At 36.2% G+C, this 16,520-nt stretch carries 15 protein-coding genes; 12 read left to right on the top strand and 3 right to left on the bottom strand.

All coding sequences use genetic code 11. The features are described 5' to 3' along the window. Nucleotides 1–125: 125 nt before the first annotated feature. The 3 genes from galU (at nt 126) to BCELL_RS18035 (ending at nt 3,834) form a co-directional block, all read left to right on the top strand. Nucleotides 126–1,022 carry a UTP--glucose-1-phosphate uridylyltransferase GalU gene (gene galU / locus BCELL_RS18045; protein WP_013490212.1) on the top strand — a complete coding sequence of 299 codons (897 nt, stop codon included), beginning with the start codon at nt 126–128 and terminating at the stop codon, nt 1,020–1,022. Nucleotides 1,023–1,287: 265 nt separating this feature from the next. Next, the gene (locus BCELL_RS18040) at nt 1,288–2,676 is read left to right on the top strand and encodes a sugar transferase (protein ID WP_013490211.1); all 1,389 of its coding nucleotides are present in this window, start codon (nt 1,288–1,290) and stop codon (nt 2,674–2,676) included. Nucleotides 2,677–2,832: 156 nt separating this feature from the next. Next, complete coding sequence (locus tag BCELL_RS18035; RefSeq protein ID WP_013490210.1) at nt 2,833–3,834, top strand: LCP family protein; 1,002 nt, start codon at nt 2,833–2,835, stop codon at nt 3,832–3,834. 302 nt (nt 3,835–4,136) lie between these two features. Here the strand turns inward: BCELL_RS18035 and BCELL_RS18030 are convergent, their stop codons facing one another. Further along, entirely contained in the window at nt 4,137–4,436 is a 300-nt protein-coding gene (locus tag BCELL_RS18030) for a hypothetical protein (RefSeq protein WP_013490209.1), read from the bottom strand. Between the two features lie 119 nt (nt 4,437–4,555). Beyond that, nucleotides 4,556–5,584, bottom strand: a complete 1,029-nt coding sequence (locus BCELL_RS18025) for an LCP family protein (protein ID WP_013490208.1) — start codon at nt 5,582–5,584, stop codon at nt 4,556–4,558. A 598-nt stretch (nt 5,585–6,182) separates the two neighbouring features. Here BCELL_RS18025 and BCELL_RS18020 point away from each other — a divergent pair. Continuing rightward, the gene (locus tag BCELL_RS18020; RefSeq protein ID WP_013490207.1) at nt 6,183–6,917 is read left to right on the top strand and encodes a histidine kinase dimerization/phospho-acceptor domain-containing protein; all 735 of its coding nucleotides are present in this window, start codon (nt 6,183–6,185) and stop codon (nt 6,915–6,917) included. Between the two features lie 153 nt (nt 6,918–7,070). Here the strand turns inward: BCELL_RS18020 and BCELL_RS18015 are convergent, their stop codons facing one another. Continuing rightward, nucleotides 7,071–7,712 carry a YigZ family protein gene (locus BCELL_RS18015; RefSeq protein WP_013490206.1) on the bottom strand — a complete coding sequence of 214 codons (642 nt, stop codon included), beginning with the start codon at nt 7,710–7,712 and terminating at the stop codon, nt 7,071–7,073. A 428-nt stretch (nt 7,713–8,140) separates the two neighbouring features. Between BCELL_RS18015 and BCELL_RS18010 the strand changes: the two genes are divergently transcribed. The 8 genes from BCELL_RS18010 (at nt 8,141) to BCELL_RS17975 (ending at nt 16,491) form a co-directional block, all read left to right on the top strand. Then, on the top strand, nt 8,141–9,274 hold the full coding sequence (locus tag BCELL_RS18010; RefSeq protein ID WP_013490205.1) for a sensor histidine kinase: 1,134 nt from the start codon (nt 8,141–8,143) through the stop codon (nt 9,272–9,274). 71 nt (nt 9,275–9,345) lie between these two features. Continuing rightward, nucleotides 9,346–10,044 (top strand): response regulator, encoded by a 699-nt coding sequence (locus BCELL_RS18005; RefSeq protein ID WP_013490204.1) that lies wholly within the window; start codon nt 9,346–9,348, stop codon nt 10,042–10,044. A gap of 1,004 nt (nt 10,045–11,048) precedes the next feature. Continuing rightward, entirely contained in the window at nt 11,049–11,894 is an 846-nt protein-coding gene (locus tag BCELL_RS18000) for a DegV family protein (RefSeq protein WP_041808397.1), read from the top strand. A 171-nt stretch (nt 11,895–12,065) separates the two neighbouring features. Continuing rightward, on the top strand, nt 12,066–13,754 hold the full coding sequence (locus BCELL_RS17995) for an ATP-dependent helicase ComFA (protein ID WP_013490202.1): 1,689 nt from the start codon (nt 12,066–12,068) through the stop codon (nt 13,752–13,754). Between the two features lie 67 nt (nt 13,755–13,821). Then, entirely contained in the window at nt 13,822–14,583 is a 762-nt protein-coding gene (locus BCELL_RS17990) for a ComF family protein (RefSeq protein ID WP_013490201.1), read from the top strand. An 87-nt stretch (nt 14,584–14,670) separates the two neighbouring features. After that, nucleotides 14,671–15,102 carry a TIGR03826 family flagellar region protein gene (locus BCELL_RS17985; RefSeq protein ID WP_013490200.1) on the top strand — a complete coding sequence of 144 codons (432 nt, stop codon included), beginning with the start codon at nt 14,671–14,673 and terminating at the stop codon, nt 15,100–15,102. 585 nt (nt 15,103–15,687) lie between these two features. Then, the gene (flgM, locus tag BCELL_RS17980) at nt 15,688–15,948 is read left to right on the top strand and encodes a flagellar biosynthesis anti-sigma factor FlgM (RefSeq protein WP_013490199.1); all 261 of its coding nucleotides are present in this window, start codon (nt 15,688–15,690) and stop codon (nt 15,946–15,948) included. A 33-nt stretch (nt 15,949–15,981) separates the two neighbouring features. Then, the gene (locus BCELL_RS17975; protein WP_013490198.1) at nt 15,982–16,491 is read left to right on the top strand and encodes a flagellar protein FlgN; all 510 of its coding nucleotides are present in this window, start codon (nt 15,982–15,984) and stop codon (nt 16,489–16,491) included. Nucleotides 16,492–16,520: the final 29 nt, after the last annotated feature.

The raw sequence follows: 16,520 nt of genomic DNA, 5'->3' as shown, positions 1-16,520 counted from the left end.
TTATATATCATAATAAAGTAGAAATTGAAAACCATTCGTATTATAATACAATTGTTATAGGAATATTTCTTTTTTAATGCTGAAAGTATAATTAGTAAATCTATGCTAAGAGAGGAAGAGAAATAATGCACGTAAAAAAAGCCATTATTCCAGCTGCAGGTCTTGGAACAAGATTTCTTCCAGCAACGAAAGCGCAACCGAAGGAAATGCTACCAATCGTTGATAAGCCGACTATACAATATATTATTGAAGAGGCAATTGCCTCAGGAATTGAAGAAATTATCGTCGTTACCGGACGAGGGAAACGTGCAATTGAGGACCACTTTGATAAATCATTTGAGCTTGAAGAGACATTAGAGAAAAAACAAAAGCATAAGCTACTGAAGGAAGTACAAGCTATTTCAAGCATGGCTAATATTCATTATATCCGTCAAAAGGAAGCGAATGGATTAGGACATGCGATTTGGTGTGCACGTCAATTTATAGGTAATGAGCCTTTTGCTGTATTACTCGGTGATGATATCGTACAATCAGATACCCCGTGTTTAAAGCAATTAATTGAAGTGTATGACCGATACCATTCTTCTGTCGTTGGTGTACAGGAAGTTCCTGATGAAGATGTATCAAAATACGGTATCGTATCTCCAAAAGGGGCTAGAATTGAAGAAAACGTTATTCATACGGATACATTTGTAGAAAAACCAGCCTTAGAAGATGCACCGTCCAATTATGCGATAATGGGTAGGTACGTATTACGCCCTGAAATCTTTGATATTTTAGGAAACATACCACCAGGAGCTGGTAATGAAATACAGCTCACAGATGCAATTAAGGAGCTTAATCAAAGTCAAGCAGTATTAGCCTATAACTTTAATGGGATTAGATATGATGTAGGTGATAAGCTAGGCTTTATTAAAGCGACAATTGACTTCGCGCTTCAACGAGATGATTTATCTGATGATGTTTCAGAATATATAAAAGAAGTGTATGAGTCCAAGTTTGCCTCACCTGGAAATAGATAAAAAGTGAAACTATTTTGCGTTAATATCGTCTAACTCTTTGAGGCGATAAACAACATTATTTACTAAAAACTAACAGCATACAAGCCTCTCTTACGTGAATAACTAATAAGAGAGGTTTAATTATGTAATTTTTTGTTATTAATAAAAATGTATAGTCATGGTGAAAAATTTTTAGTATAGTTAATGATGATTGTTTTTTAAAAGAAAAAAATACGCAATGTAAACAACACGTTGATCAGCTAGGATGTAGGAAAGAGGGTTGAGCATGTCAACGATAAGCGAATTAAGAAATCATAAAATTTTAATTATCCTGGGAGACCTATTATGTATATTAATTGCATATGTAGGAGCCTTTTATTTAAGATACTTTGATTTTCCAGAGAGAAATTGGGAATCTTTTATATCATTATTACCATGGATATTGCTAATCGGTTTATTTTTTATATCGGTATATGAGTTATATGCATTAGATCGTAAAAATACACTCTGGGATATCGGAGTTAAAGTGTTTATTGCGGTTACGTTTATGGTATTTTTAACGATGTCTGCTTCCTATCTCTTTAGGGAGTTTGCAATGCCACGTTCCGTTATTTTAATTGCTTACTTTTTAATGATCTTTCTTCTATTAAGCTTTAAAGGGATTTATTTAAAGCTCACGCGAGGAAATGTCGTCGGAAATGTTTTGTTAATTGGCAATGATGAAGACTCAGATCGACTGATGGCTAAAATTAAGCATCCTATGCTAAAGGGAACAAGAGTGAAGCACATTTCACCAAATATGTCGATAAATAAAATAGACCGCTACTTGAAGGAAACAGACTATGTCATTCTTTGCCCAAGTATAAGTAAAGAGCAAAAGTCAAAAATTATTTATCATGCAATGGAATTCAATAAGATTGTTTATGTTATCCCAACGCTTTATGAGCTATTGCTACAAAGATCAACTGTATCTCCATTGGATGACACAATGGTCATGACGGTAAAGCCGTTTGGACTGACTTTAGATCAAACCGCCGTTAAAAGAGTTTTTGACTTTTTAGCAGCTAGTATGATAACCATTTTAGTTTCACCAATCCTGTTGATTGTGGCAATAATTATTAAGTTTGAAGATCCAAAAGGAAAGATCATTTATAGTCAAGAACGTCTTGGGAAAAATAATAAACCGTTTATGATATATAAGTTTCGCTCTATGATTGAAGGTGCAGAAAAAGAATCAGGACCAGTATTAGCAACAGAAAACGATGCACGGATTACGAAAGTTGGTAAATTTATGCGTGCAACTCGTCTTGATGAACTGCCACAGCTATTTAATGTTATTAAAGGAGATATGTCTTTAGTTGGACCAAGACCAGAAAGAGGTTTTTTCATTAAACAGCTTTCGAAAGAGCATTATCATTACATGTATCGAAATACAGTACAGCCAGGCATTACGGGCTATGCACAAATCATGGGTAAATATTCGACTAAGGTAGAGGATAAGCTCCGATTTGACCTTTACTACATTAGAAATTACACATTTTGGTTAGATATAGTTATTTTGCTTAAAACGTTTATTGTATTGTTTGACAAGACTAAAGCAGAAGGAACAGAAGACCCATCTTCGCAAAAATCTAAAGAAAAAAGTGTGAAATATACGTTGGCGAATAAGCCATAAAAACAACATGTTCTAAAACTTCATGTAGCCTCAGGTAAATATTACTGGGGCTTTTCTTTTTTCATTTTTCCATTCGATTCGGAACATCATCATTTGACAGATACACATATTTTTTATAACCTTGAATTGTATTTTTTGTAAATCGGAGGACACTTCATGTCTATTAAAAAGAAGAGAATATTAAAAATAATGATAGTAACTGTTAGTTTATTAGTGCTTTCAGGCGTGTCATATGCTAGTTTTGTAGGTTATAAAGTTCACCAAACTTTAAATGACATACAGGATACAGACTTTAATAATGAAGACGATATAAGTGAATCAGAGGATGAAAAACAAGAAACGAATAAACAGATAAATAATAGTATAGAAGAAGTAACTGAGAGAGTGAGACATGGGAACACAGTATCCATTCTTATTGCAGGTGTGGATAGTGAGCACGGGAGGTTTGTTGGGAGGTCAGATGTATTAATGGTCGCTGTCATTGACCTAGATAGTCAAGAATCGACATTACTCTCAATCCCGAGAGATACGTATGTAGAAATGGCTAGTACTGGTGAATATGATAAGATTAATCATGCCTATGCTGAAAGTGTAGAAAACTCAATGAAAACAGTAGAGAATTTTTTAGATATCCCAATTGATCATTATGTAGCTATTAATTTTACAGGCTTTGAAACTTTTATTGATCATATTGGCGGAATTGAACTAGACGTGGAAAGAACGATTTATCATAATCTTCACCCTGATCGTGTTTACTTATACCCTGGTGTACAAAAAGTGAATGGCTCTAACGCATTAGAATATGTTCGGTTTAGAGCGGATGGTGAAGGAGATTTTGGTCGTAATCGACGACAGCAGCAAGTAACAAAAGCAGTACTAGATCAAACATTGAATATAAGAACTGTTACACAAATTCCAGGGATTTTAGACATTGTTGGGAATAATATTAGGACGAGTATGGACACAAATACAATGCTTTCATTAGTTAGAAATTTATCATCGCTCACAGGAGAGAAAGTAGAAACGTTACGCTTAACTGGTGACGGAGAGATGATTGGTGGCATTTACTATGTAATGGTAGACGAAGATGAGCATGAGGAAGTTGTTGAAAGACTTCATAAGCGAATGGATATAGAGTATGTAACTTTAGAGAGATAAAGGTACGTCTTTAGAGGACGAGGGGGAAATGGTGCAATAGCCCGTCTTATTAATAGGCGATAGAGTTTAAATGAAGCAGTAAAATTTTTTTCATTAATAATAGTAGTGAGAGCGCAGTTCCTGCTAGATTTAAGCAGGTTTTACTTCTTATCATAAGGATGACTCTAAAGGTTGATTTTTACCGATTGAGTCATCCTTTTTCAATGATCGAAGCCCCTAAGTCACAAAAAGCCGACTAAAAGAGGGTTCCTACAGTGGTAGCACGAACGAAGTCTTTATCCATTGCCAATACTGTTGATAGTTTATTCCTCATCCTCTAACCGCTCTTCTATTCTTTTGAGAATAGCTTTAATTTCAACAAGTTCTGCTTTATTTGTATATAAAAATTCCTCGAGCTCATTTTTATATTGACCAACAATCTTTCTTAATTCTTCTAAAATAGATGACTTTTCATCTTCGTTAATCGTTGAAGCGATTTGTAAACGTGTCTTGTATTTACTTAATTTTGCCTCGATTGTTAGCTGTCTGTTTTCAATCTCTGCTTTCCTCGCTTCTAATTCTTCTTTCCACATTGTGAGTTCATTTAATTGGTCAGCATCCATGAAATACCTCCGTCAAAGAATATTACAGATATTATCTCATGCTCACCTTCTAATATCAAAAAAGGTGTTCAAAATGGCATTTGCCAATTTGAACACCTTTTTTCATTTTGAATATTAATTTATTGTTCTGTTTCAGCTTCTACTTCGTCAGTTTCAACTTCAAATTCTGCGTCTACTGCTTCAATAATATTTAAATGAACCTGTAATCTTTGGGAAATTTCTCGAACAGATTCTGGTCGAAGCTCGTAAAAGTAAACGCCACCTTCCGTCAAGTTATCACCTTCAAATGAAAGTGATTCAATGTCACCTAAGTCAGTAGCAAAAGTGTGCATAGATAAAATATTGTTAAAGGTAATATTAGTTTTTAAGTTACCTTCCAAACTATCCATTATTGGATTGAAGCGCGTAATAGAGCTAAAGCTTGCAGTTTTTTTAATAATTGCTTCAATTACTTCTTTCTGTCTATCTCCTCTTCCTAAATCACCACGAGGATCAGATTTTCTCATTCTTACATAAGCTAATGCTTCTTCACCATTTAATGTTTGAACACCTTCATGAAGCGTAATTGTGCCATATGTTTGGTTATCCTTCTCAGTAAACGTAAATGGAACATCTACTTCAACACCACCAAGCTCATCGATGACTTTCATAAAAGCATCGAAGTTTAAGGAAACGAAGTAGTCTACAGGAATATCCAGTAAGTTTTCTACTGTATCAATTGTCATATCAAGACCACCAAAAGCATGTGCGTGGTTTATCTTGTCTAGGCCAGGTCTTCCGACAATTTCTACGCGTGAATCACGTGGGATATTTAAGATTTTAATCGATTTATCTTCAGGGTTAAACGTAGCAAGCACCATGGCGTCTGTTCTTCCTCTTAAATCTCCATCTCTACTATCTAATCCTAGGAATAAAACAGAGATTGGATCACTACCAGGCTGAACGATATTTTCTCTAAAATCAGAGCGATCACCACGTTCTAAATCGGTTTGAGCACTTGAAACAGCGTTAGCTGCTTGGATAATCATATAAGCTGCCACACTACCAGTTAGAAGTAAAACTCCCAATAAAGTAAACAATGAAACTCTGAGAAATTTATTTGGCCTTTTTTTGTTTTTTCTTTTATATTCTGTTCTTAATTGTGCCATTTATCGACACTCCTCTTTTTTTGACTTTACACATCTTTTAAATTTGACGATGATTGACATGGAAAGTTTCAATTAATAGACAAATAATTTAACATTACTAAAGTATTTTACATCATAACTAATCGATAGTAAATATAATTATTTCTATTTTAATTACCAACATTAGTAAGCATTTCCGAGTTTACTATTTTATGAATATGCACGAAATGATGAATTGTTTCAGTATATATTCTTGTGTAGGTACATTCTCCTATAGAGAAGTAAACATTGATTATTTTTGGAGAATATAATTGGCATATAGTAGCTTATGTGACAAAATTCTGTCAAAGATTACAATAATATTCCTTAAATAACGTTACAAAAGTGTAAAAAAGTAGTAGAATAATAACTAATTAGTTACATAAATGTTATATCATTTGGAAATTTGTAGTAACTTGTGTAAAACCACTAGTTATATCGATCAGGGAATGTTCACTATTTAGAACGAAAACGATTTAGTCTAAAATAAAGAGCGCTAAAAATTGTTAGTTTCAGCATGATGCTCCCCTAGACATATTAAACTCAAAATGTGTTTGAGAAAGTAAAGGAGTTAAGTAAATTGAAAAAATATAAGTTTGCTGATATAAAAACTAACCATAAAATAACAGTAAATCCCGAAAATAAAGAGGTGTGGGATCACCGGACAGAACAGCTTGTTCAACAAATTAGTGTAAGGTACGCACACGAAATCCTCAATGCGCTAACACCTGTTTACGGTGTACTACAAATGCTTAAGAAGGATGCTAATATAAATACGAGTGATAAGCATAAGCAATTATTAGAAATTGCTGAGCAAGAGGTTTTAAAAGGGAAAAATTATGTGAATGATTTCATGAACATTAATATTAATCCGAATCCACATCGGCAGCTTTTAAAGGTCTCTGAGTTAACATCATACATACAGAATGAGTTGGACCGCCAATCGCCCGAGTTTTCACCACATGTGATTTTTCACTACGAGGAAAATGAGGATGAATGTGTGTATGTTGACCAAAAACAAATTCGACTAGTACTTCAGTTGATCGTCAAGAAGTGGATCGATTTTGTAGATGGTGTAGCACAACTGAAAATTACATTTGATGCTACTGAACCGAACTTGTTTCTGATCCACTTAAATATGGTTGGAGATGACGATTTTTTATTTGAGAGTGACCATGAATTTTTATTTTATTTACATTTAATTGCAAGGAATATGAAAAAACATGGTGGGAAAATGAAAATCGGTCATGGTGTAAGATTAGAGTATGCGTATCAATGTGATGGTGCAAAAGAACAGCTAGTAACACAAACATAAAAGTATCCACCTAGAACAGGGGATACTTTTTCTTCTTTAAAGGATAAAGTTTTTGTGGTTGAAAACACGCATCGCAAAGTAACATAGAATGATGAGTATTACTAAGCTTAGATTTTCCTTCTAGACAAAAGCTTCTTATAAACGAATTAGTTTTTAATTGAGTTCTTTCCTTTGCTCTAAATATTGTACATCTGTTTGCTCGATTATGGCTTGGCCATTTGTTAAGTTCGTTATCCATTCCTCAAACATAGACTCTTCTCCAGTCATCACGAAAGCTTCTACTTGCACTTTTTCTAAATATTGTATTTGATCAAGAATAAAGCTAGAGCTTCTTATTTCATTCTCGACTTTTCCAAGGTGATGATAATCTATCGTGATCTTATATTTTTGCGTAAGTTTTCTTTCAACGACTCCTGTAGCTTTAATCCCTTCAGAAGTAGAAGTGCTATACGCGCGGATAAGTCCCCCAGCACCTAATTTTACACCGCCATAATAACGGGTGATAACAACAACCGTATCCTTGAGCTTCATTTGTTTTAACACTTCTAGTATTGGTACTCCAGCAGTTCCAGATGGTTCACCGTCATCATTCGCTTTTTGGATTTGATCGTGCTCCCCAATCATATACGCAGAGCAATTATGTGTTGCGTTCCAATGCTGCTTCTTAATTTTTTCTATAAAAGCTTGTGCTTCCTCTTCAGTATGTACTCTATCAACGTAAGCAATAAATCTAGAACGTTGTATCGTTATTTCATGTTCCCCGAAACCTGCAACTGTGAGATAATATGATAGCATAGTGAATCTCCTCTAATATAGATTGTTGTCAATAGGGTATGATTTCTGTAAAGGTTTGTCAAGAAAAGAACAAATGGATAAGAATACCTAAGTAATCGTTTGTAATCATAGTATTTCTGTACCATTTAGACTAGTTTTAATAACTACTATTTAGGACTTTAAAGATCATGAAAATTAGCGAAAAATAATGTATAATTTTAGAAAATAGATTATTATAAAGTTGAAAGAATATTTGTTCTTTTTTATAACAAATTGTTTTATTATGATTTGAAAAAAAGAAATGGTATAGGTATTTATTAATGCCTATTTAGACCATACAATTGAGTAAAGTGGACAAGTATATGTGTTTTATCACTTTTGTTCTTCTTTCACTTTGGTATTTAGTCATCTGAAAAATGTAATAGGTTTTGGTGAAAGAGGGGATTGTTATGACTCGTGGGCACTCTATACAAAAAGTATTAGAGAAAATGATGGAAACTGTTGGCGATAGTCGTGAGAAAATATTTGAAATTGGGGAAGAGTCCAGAACGGAATACAATCAATTGAAAACAGAATTAGCACGAGTGCAATCAAATGTTATAGATATTATTGAAAGAAACGAAAGAATGGAAGTACATTCTCGATTTGCACGTAATCGCTTATCTGAAGTAAGTAAACAATTTGGAAACTACTCTGATGAAGAGGTTCGTAAAGCATACGAACAAGCAAATGATTACCAAGTACAGCTTGCAATACTAAGGCAAGAGGAAAAACAGTTAAGGGAGCGTCGCGATCAAATAGAGCGAAGGCTGGTTAAGCTAAAGGATACAGTTGAACGCGCAGAGACGTTAGTTAGTCAAATTAATGTCGTTATAAACTATTTAACTGGAGATCTCAAGCAAGTAACAGAAATGGTTGAAGATGCTGTTGAGATGCAGAAGTTTGGCCTCAAGATAATTTTAGCTCAGGAAGAGGAAAGAAAACGCCTTTCACGTGAAATACATGATGGACCAGCGCAGATGATGGCAAACGTTATGATTCGCTCAGAGCTAGTAGAAAGAGTATACGTGGACAAAGGAATCGATGAAGCATTAAAGGAAATTCACGATCTTCGTAAGATGGTTGGTGATTCACTTGCTGAGGTGAGAAGGATCATTTATGATTTAAGGCCAATGGCATTAGATGATCTAGGCTTAGTCCCAACGTTAAAAAGATATTTAAAGCATATGGAAGAACGTACTAAAACGATCATTACGTTTAAAAGCCTAGGAAAAGAAAGACGTCTGCCAACAGATTTGGAAATAGCATTATTTCGTTTCGTACAAGAAGCTGTTCAAAATGCGAACAAGCATGCATCAGCAACTCGCATTGATGTTAAGCTAGAACTAACTGCTAATAAAGCGCTTGTCATCATTAAAGATGATGGCATCGGTTTTAACCCTAATGAAAAGAAGGAAGGTTCTTTCGGATTACTCGGGATGAGAGAAAGAGTAAATATGCTTGATGGTGAGATAGGCATTGATTCGAAGGCAGGTGCAGGCACACTGATTATGGTTCAAGTGCCTATAAATAAGACAAAATGATAATTGGTTTATAGCAAAAATTCGAAAAAAATACAAGTTTTCAGAAATCGTATTTCTGGGGAGGAGAAACAATGAATATAGAGAAAAAGTTACGAATTGTGTTAATAGACGACCATCAGCTTTTTCGTGAAGGTGTTAAAAGAATTTTAGCAATGGAGCCTTCCTTTGAAATTGTCGCTGAAGGTAGTGATGGGGATGCGAGTATGGAGCTCGTTCAAATGTATGAGCCAGATGTTGTATTAATGGATATTAATATGCCTAACGTTAATGGTGTAGAAGCAACGAAGCAGCTTGTTGAAATGTTTCCTGGTGTAAAAGTACTCATTCTTTCCATCCATGACGATGAAACGTATGTAACCCATGTATTGAAAACAGGTGCATCTGGTTATTTGTTAAAAGAGATGGATACGGAAGCTTTAATTGAGGCTGTGAAGGTAGTCGGTGAAGGTGGTGCTTACATTCACCCTAAAGTAACACATAATCTTATTAATGAGTATCGTAAACTTGCAAACGAAGATAGACTAGAACCTGAAGTAGGATTCCGTGAAGTAGAATTCCGTCGTCCACTGCACTTGCTTACACGCAGAGAATGTGAAGTGTTGCAGCTTATGACAGATGGTAAAAGTAACCGTGCTATAGGCGAAGCACTCTACATAAGTGAAAAAACAGTAAAAAACCACGTTAGTAATATACTGCAAAAAATGGGAATGAACGACCGGACACAAGCCGTTGTTGATGCGATTAAAAATGGCTGGGTAAAGGTAAATTAATAAATGGAGACTATTAATCTTCGTAATGATTAATAGTCTTTTTTTGTATAAACCAAGGCGGTTGTGACGATTTTTGGCAAGTGTAGTGGCGAGAGGGGTACTCATTACCACTGGTGGGAACCCTTTTTAGCGGTTTGGGGATAGGTTTAAAATTCGCTTATTTGTTGACAATTTTCATTATGTTAATGTGCTCGATACACAGGAGAGCTTGAATTGTTAAGTGCGTTTTTTGTGAGGCGAGAATTCCGTTCGTGAATGGAATAGTATGCTGAACGGAAAGGAAAGCTGGAAAGTATTCCGTTCGTGAATGAAATAGTGTGCTGAAAGGGAAGCGAAGTTGCATAGTGTTTCGTTTATGCATAAATCTTTACCAGCAAATGAAGATAGCGAGCCATTGTAGTAGGAAATTAGCGTTGTAAAGGCATGCAAAAAGAAATAGTGTCCCATTGAAACAGGAAATCTAAAGTGAAAAGGCCAGCGAATGAAGAAAGCGAGCCATTGTAGTAGGAAATTAGCGTTGTAAAGGCACGCAAAAAGAAATAGTGTCCCATTGAAACAGGAAATTTAAAGTGAAAAGGCCAGCAAATGAAGATAGCGGGCCATTCATAAATGAAAACAGCGTTAGAACGTCCCGTACCCTATTGCGAATCCGCACTAGAAACGCACCACGAGTAGAGTGGAATAAGAGAGAGCCAATACGGTACCGTATAAAATTCCCTACGTCCATCGAGCAAATAAAGATTGTCCGCAACGAGTGATACACCACCCTCAACTATCCCTTACTGCAGTACTATTAAATCGATATTTCCAATTGTCGGAAATTTCCTTTATAATTTATTACCTATTTAATAGACAACCTTCATACTATCTTGATACTATAAATAAAGATATGTTGTAAGAAAAGAATATGATAAGAAAGAAGTTCAACGGATTTATTAAATATAGTTATAGCAAAAAACTTACTAAGAGAAGGTTCTACTACATTGAAGGAAAGAGGTTATCTAATGAGTAAAGTAGCGATAATCACTGACAGCACATCCTACATATCAAAGGAAACTCGAGAAAAAAACAACATAACGATGGTACCATTGAATGTTGTTTTTGGTGAAGAAGCTTATAAAGAGGAAGTTGAAATTACAACTGAGCAATTTTATAAAGAAATGGAGAATGTTGATAAACTCCCTAAAACGTCGCAGCCTGCTATTGGCTTATTTGAGGAAACTTATCAGCAATTAGCAAAAGATCATGAGGAAATCATTGTCGTTACTTTATCTAGTGGCATTAGCGGGACGTACCAAACAGCAGTAACAGCGTCCTCTATGGTTGAAGGGGTAAAAGTACACGTTTTTGATTCGGAAATTAGCTGTATGGTTCAAGGCTTTTACGTGTTGAAAGCTGCGGAGTTAGCTGAGCAAAATAAATCAGCTGAAGAAATATTAGAAAAGCTAAACGAAATGAAGAAAACGATACGTGCCTACTTTATGGTTGATGACCTTAATCATCTTCATAGAGGCGGACGTTTAAACGGTGCGCAGCTCATTGTCGGAAGTTTACTGAAGATTAAGCCTGTCCTTCATTTTGAAAACAAAGTGATCGTTCCTTTTGAGAAGGTCCGTACTGAAAAGAAGGCATTAAGTATGATTCTAGGAATGCTTGATGATGACGCTAAGGATGGTACGCCAATCGATGTTACGGTTATCCATGCGAATCGCCTTGATAAAGCTGAAGAAATTGCTAACGAGCTAACAGAAAAATACGATAATGTGAATGTGATTGTAAGTCATTTTGGCCCAGTTATTGGAACGCACCTTGGTGCAGGTAGCGTTGGTGTAGGCTGGGTTAGACGATAACAACGGAAAAAACGATAGCAACTGTTTTATACAAAGATGAGTGGGAACTAACGGAAGAATGGTTTACTACTCGTCTTTTTCTACATAAGCATTGTATTATTTTTCTTAATACCACGAGAACACGAATTTAAAACGTAAAATTCAAATTTTTTATAAAGGGGCTGTTGCCACATGCGCTTTTTTGCTCCGACGATGGCTGAACTCTTGACTTACATGGAGGAGATAGGAGGGACAATAGAGGATTACCGAAAAATACTACCATATGCCATTGACACTGCACAAAAGGACACCGTATGGTTGATACCCGAATTCCCCACAAATACTGAACATGAACCATTACATGAACCGACATTAAGAGAAAAGAAGCTAATAAAAAAATTAAACGATATCCACTCACCATTATCCCTGCACAAACATTCCTTTACTGAAAAACAACATTACACCCTCACAGAAAATAAACTCTTTACAATTAATTCCAAATTACGAACAATTCTTTTAGGAAGATTACTTTTACTTGATGAACTTCCGTTTTCCTTACATGAGATACATGCACATGTCAGTCAAGGCATGATCACATATGAGCAAGGCGTTGTATACGAGGATTATCGGTACAGTTGTAAAAGATGTGGAAATAACAAGCAAAGCATGTTTGCGACTTTTTCCTGCTATCGCTGTAAAGACGAATGTACGTATTGTCGAAGCTGCATCATGATGGGGCGTGTAACGACGTGTACACCACTTTTGAGATGGACTGAAAAAATAGAAGAGGAAACTAGAACCATACACACACTACAATGGCATGGAACTTTGTCTTTTTTTCAGAAGAAAGCTTCATCAAAGCTAACCGACATTATATCCGCCATGAAGGAAAACACCGAAACCCTACATGCTGAGTGCTTAATATGGGCAGTGTGTGGTGCTGGAAAAACAGAGATGCTCTTTGAAGGCATTCAATTAGCTTTAAATAGTGGATTAAAAATAGCGGTTGCAACGCCTAGGACAGATGTTGTACTAGAGCTCGAACCACGCTTTAAAGAAGCATTCCCAGAAACGCACATTCATGCCTTTTATGGCGGTGCTGACGATAAATACGCACAAGCGGAATTTGTGATAAGTACGACGCATCAATTATTACGCTTCTACAAGGCGTTTAATATTGTCATCATCGACGAAGTGGATGCCTTTCCATACTCATACGATGAAAAGCTGCGCTACGCGGTTGCAAAAGCAAAAAAAGATGATAGCCTTACCGTCTATGTGACAGCTACTCCAGAGAAAAAGATGAAGGAGAGAGCAGAATTAGGTATCCTTCCATGCATGAAGGTAGCACGCCGCTATCACCGATACCCATTACCAGTACCACACTATTTATGGGTTGGAAATTGGGAGAAAAAACTAAAAAAAAATGCGCTTCCTTTTCAAGTAGTGCTTTGGATAAACGAAAAAATGTCATTAGGAAAACAAGTGTTTTTGTTTGTCCCTACAGTGAAAGTGATGAAACAAGTAGTAGATTGCCTCTCACGTTACATTCAAGTGGAAGTGGAAGGTGTTCATGCTAGTGATGAATGTAGGCGTGAAAAAGTACTGAAATTCCGGAAAGGCGATATAAAAGTACTTGTCACTACTACGATTCTTGAAAGAGGTGTTACAGTAAAAGGCGTTCAGGTTGCGGTGTTAGGAGCAGATGATCGCATCTTTACAGAGTCAGCGCTCGTGCAAATTTCTGGTAGGGTAGGGAGAAGTCCTGACGAACCAGGCGGAGACGTAGTATTTTTCCATCATGGGAAAACGAATGCAATGGTCGAAGCGAGAAAACATATCGTTCGAATGAATAAGCTTGGAGAGGCTGAGCTGCAATAGGAAGGGCACTGAAAAAGTAGTGTTCTTTCACTTTTTCAGTGGTCTCTCAGAAAGGAAGGAGCGTCTCATGCGGTCGATAGACATAAATGGGGATGAAAGATGCCTTTGGTGTCATGAAAAATATAGTAGTAAGTTAAGTTGGAATTGGTTTGTTGGCTTTGAAACATATAGGAAGCTATGTGGGGAGTGTAACGAGCAGCTTGGACAAATACATGATGTTGATTGCCATGTTTGCGGCTGGCCAGCTGAAAAATCAAAGGGTAAAGCAAGTTTGTGTGGTGATTGTGAAAGGTGGAAGGAAACAAAACCGTGGGACGAATTACCTTTTGTTCATCGTTCACTTTATGTATATAATCCGTTTTTACAGGAGTTGTTAGCGAGATACAAATATCGTGGTGATGTAGCGTTGCATCAAATTTTTTCTCATCATCTAAAAAAGTTAGCAGGTAGAATAGGTGATTTTGATATAGCGACATATATACCTTTAAGTGAAAAAAGAAAATGGGAACGTGGGTTTAATCAAGCTGAAGTGCTTGGAGCGGCTTTTTCAAACAAGCTATCTTTATTAGAAAAAGTGAGTAAGCGTGACGTGGGAGAAAAACAGAGTAAAAGATCACGTGCTGAGCGGCTTCGCTCGCTTGACGGAGCATTTACTCTTTCAAAAGATGGACAAGGATTAACTATTGCTAACAAAAAGATATTACTAGTCGACGATATTTATACGACTGGTGCGACTTTAAGAAGTGCGGCAACAGTTTTATATCGTGCCGGTGCTAAAAGTGTGGGTGCTGTAACTGTCGCACGATCTGTTGCAGGCTTAGTGGAATAATTTGGTCAGGTGAGAGTCGAAAGACCTATTCAAATGTTGTGGAAATTTGTCGATATAATTAAAAAGGATTGGGGAGGAGACTTTTTAATGCCAGATTTAATGAATTGTCCTAACTGTGGCAAAGTGTTTATAAAAGCGTTAAGACCAATATGTGATGAATGTTATCGTGATGTCGAAAATAAATTTGAGAAGGTGTACAAATTCATACGAAAGCGTGAAAATAGAAGAGCTTCGATGGATGAAGTGCATGAAGGAACTGGGGTTAGTAAAGATTTAATCGTGCGTTTTATACGCGAAGGAAGACTCCATTTGTCGCAGTTTCCGAATTTAGGATATCCGTGTGAAAAATGTGGTGTATCGATTCGGGAAGGAAGACTCTGTAAAGATTGTGCGAAAGGTTTACAATCTGGACTTAATCAGTTAGAAAGAGAAAAAGACTTTGAGGGTCGTAAACTAAGAAGAACGAAGAACGAGGAAACACTCACATACCATACGTTTCGTGATGAAAGAAAGAAATGAGATAACGTGAAGTGCTCCAGCTGAGGAGCACTTTTTTTAGATAGCCTTTAAGTATTTGTTATAGGCTAATTTTTGGTTAGCTACTATGAGAAAAACCACTCATAGTAAAGTTTCAAAAGCATTGCAACGACTACAATGCATGGAGGGACTGGAAATAGCTAGCATTAGATTCGCTCAAAAACACTCTTCATTGAATTCATTCAGTAGCAATAAATAAACAGTTTTGTACAGTTAGTGTTGATTGAAACGAAATGGTACGAGACGCCTACGGGAAAAGCAAGAGCTGAAGATCCATCGGGGTGGGGTTCCCCGATTAGCTGAAGCCTTGCCCGAGACAAGCGAGTATCCTGAAGTGAAAATAAACACCGAAGTTAAGTTAACAAGAAATTTTATAATAAGGGATATTATTCTGAGTCTATTTATGAAACTGATTGAAATAAAAATATATAAATTTCTTATTGCTTTTACTAAACTTATAAGCTCTATGGCCGATATATACAGTAGATAAACGTGAAACGATGTAGAGTTGACCGTAAAAAGATGGGTATTATATACTGTATAACCTTATTAAAGGAGGTTCGGAGCATGAAAATAAATCCAATTCATTCTGTTAATGCGTATAAAAAAGTGCAAGAAGTAAACGTCAAACAAAACCAAGATGTTGCTAAAAAACGTGACGACGTACAAATTTCGTCAGCTGCAAAGCAAATGCAGCAGTCAACACAAGTCTCAGTGGATCGCCAAGAAAAAATTGAGAAGCTAAAAGCACAAATTGAACAAGGGGAATATAAAGTTAACCCAAATGAAGTAGCAAGAAAGTTTTATGATTTTTGGAATGAAAAATAACAGTTTAATTAAGCAGTAGGAGGGCGAGAGAAAATGGACCAAGTACAGAGCATCATTCGAATTTTTCAAGGACTCGTGTTAATCCATGAAAAGTTAAACGAACAAGCCCTCGCAAAGCAAACAGTAGTGACAAAAGGAGAAATCCCTGCTTTAGAGAAGCTCATGAAGGAAGAAACGGTATTAGTGAAGCAGCTTCAAAAGCTTGAGATTACGAGACGAAACGTTGTCGAACAGTGGCTACAGGAAAAGGGACTTGTGAAAGAAAACGTAACGATGCACGAGCTTATCGATCTTTTTCCAGCAGAACACAAAAAAGAACTGCATGAATTAGAAGAAAAACTCGTGGCAGAAATTGAGAAGTTAAAGCAGCAAAATGAATTAAATCAACAGCTCATTGAAGAGTCTTTACGATTTGTCAACATGTCTCTCGGTGCAATGTATCCACAAAAAGAGTTTGGTAACTATCGTCGACCCGATCAAAGAAGTGAGCACGATGATGACTTTGAAGCAGGTGGCCCATCGATATTTGATTCAAAAGCGTAATATGACGTGAAAAGTAGACTTACGTTCCA

Origin of the sequence: Evansella cellulosilytica DSM 2522 (genome assembly GCF_000177235.2) — a bacterium.
GTDB lineage: Bacteria > Bacillota > Bacilli > Bacillales > Salisediminibacteriaceae > Evansella > Evansella cellulosilytica.
Note: the sequence above shows the minus strand (reverse complement) of the source record. Positions and strands in the feature narration are given on the sequence as shown.

Excerpts from the sequence above, each read along its gene's own strand:
- BCELL_RS18000 (WP_041808397.1), top strand. The coding sequence starts at position 11,049 with ATGAGTAAAGTAGCGATAATCACTGACAGCACATCCTACATATCAAAG.
- galU (WP_013490212.1), top strand. The coding sequence starts at position 126 with ATGCACGTAAAAAAAGCCATTATTCCAGCTGCAGGTCTTGGAACAAGA.
- BCELL_RS18005 (WP_013490204.1), top strand. The coding sequence starts at position 9,346 with ATGAATATAGAGAAAAAGTTACGAATTGTGTTAATAGACGACCATCAG.
- BCELL_RS18040 (WP_013490211.1), top strand. The coding sequence starts at position 1,288 with ATGTCAACGATAAGCGAATTAAGAAATCATAAAATTTTAATTATCCTG.
- flgM (WP_013490199.1), top strand. The coding sequence starts at position 15,688 with ATGAAAATAAATCCAATTCATTCTGTTAATGCGTATAAAAAAGTGCAA.
- BCELL_RS18030 (WP_013490209.1), bottom strand. The coding sequence starts at position 4,436 with ATGGATGCTGACCAATTAAATGAACTCACAATGTGGAAAGAAGAATTA.
- BCELL_RS17985 (WP_013490200.1), top strand. The coding sequence starts at position 14,671 with ATGCCAGATTTAATGAATTGTCCTAACTGTGGCAAAGTGTTTATAAAA.
- BCELL_RS17995 (WP_013490202.1), top strand. The coding sequence starts at position 12,066 with ATGCGCTTTTTTGCTCCGACGATGGCTGAACTCTTGACTTACATGGAG.
- BCELL_RS18015 (WP_013490206.1), bottom strand. The coding sequence starts at position 7,712 with ATGCTATCATATTATCTCACAGTTGCAGGTTTCGGGGAACATGAAATA.
- BCELL_RS18035 (WP_013490210.1), top strand. The coding sequence starts at position 2,833 with ATGTCTATTAAAAAGAAGAGAATATTAAAAATAATGATAGTAACTGTT.
- BCELL_RS18010 (WP_013490205.1), top strand. The coding sequence starts at position 8,141 with ATGACTCGTGGGCACTCTATACAAAAAGTATTAGAGAAAATGATGGAA.
- BCELL_RS18025 (WP_013490208.1), bottom strand. The coding sequence starts at position 5,584 with ATGGCACAATTAAGAACAGAATATAAAAGAAAAAACAAAAAAAGGCCA.
- BCELL_RS17975 (WP_013490198.1), top strand. The coding sequence starts at position 15,982 with ATGGACCAAGTACAGAGCATCATTCGAATTTTTCAAGGACTCGTGTTA.
- BCELL_RS17990 (WP_013490201.1), top strand. The coding sequence starts at position 13,822 with ATGCGGTCGATAGACATAAATGGGGATGAAAGATGCCTTTGGTGTCAT.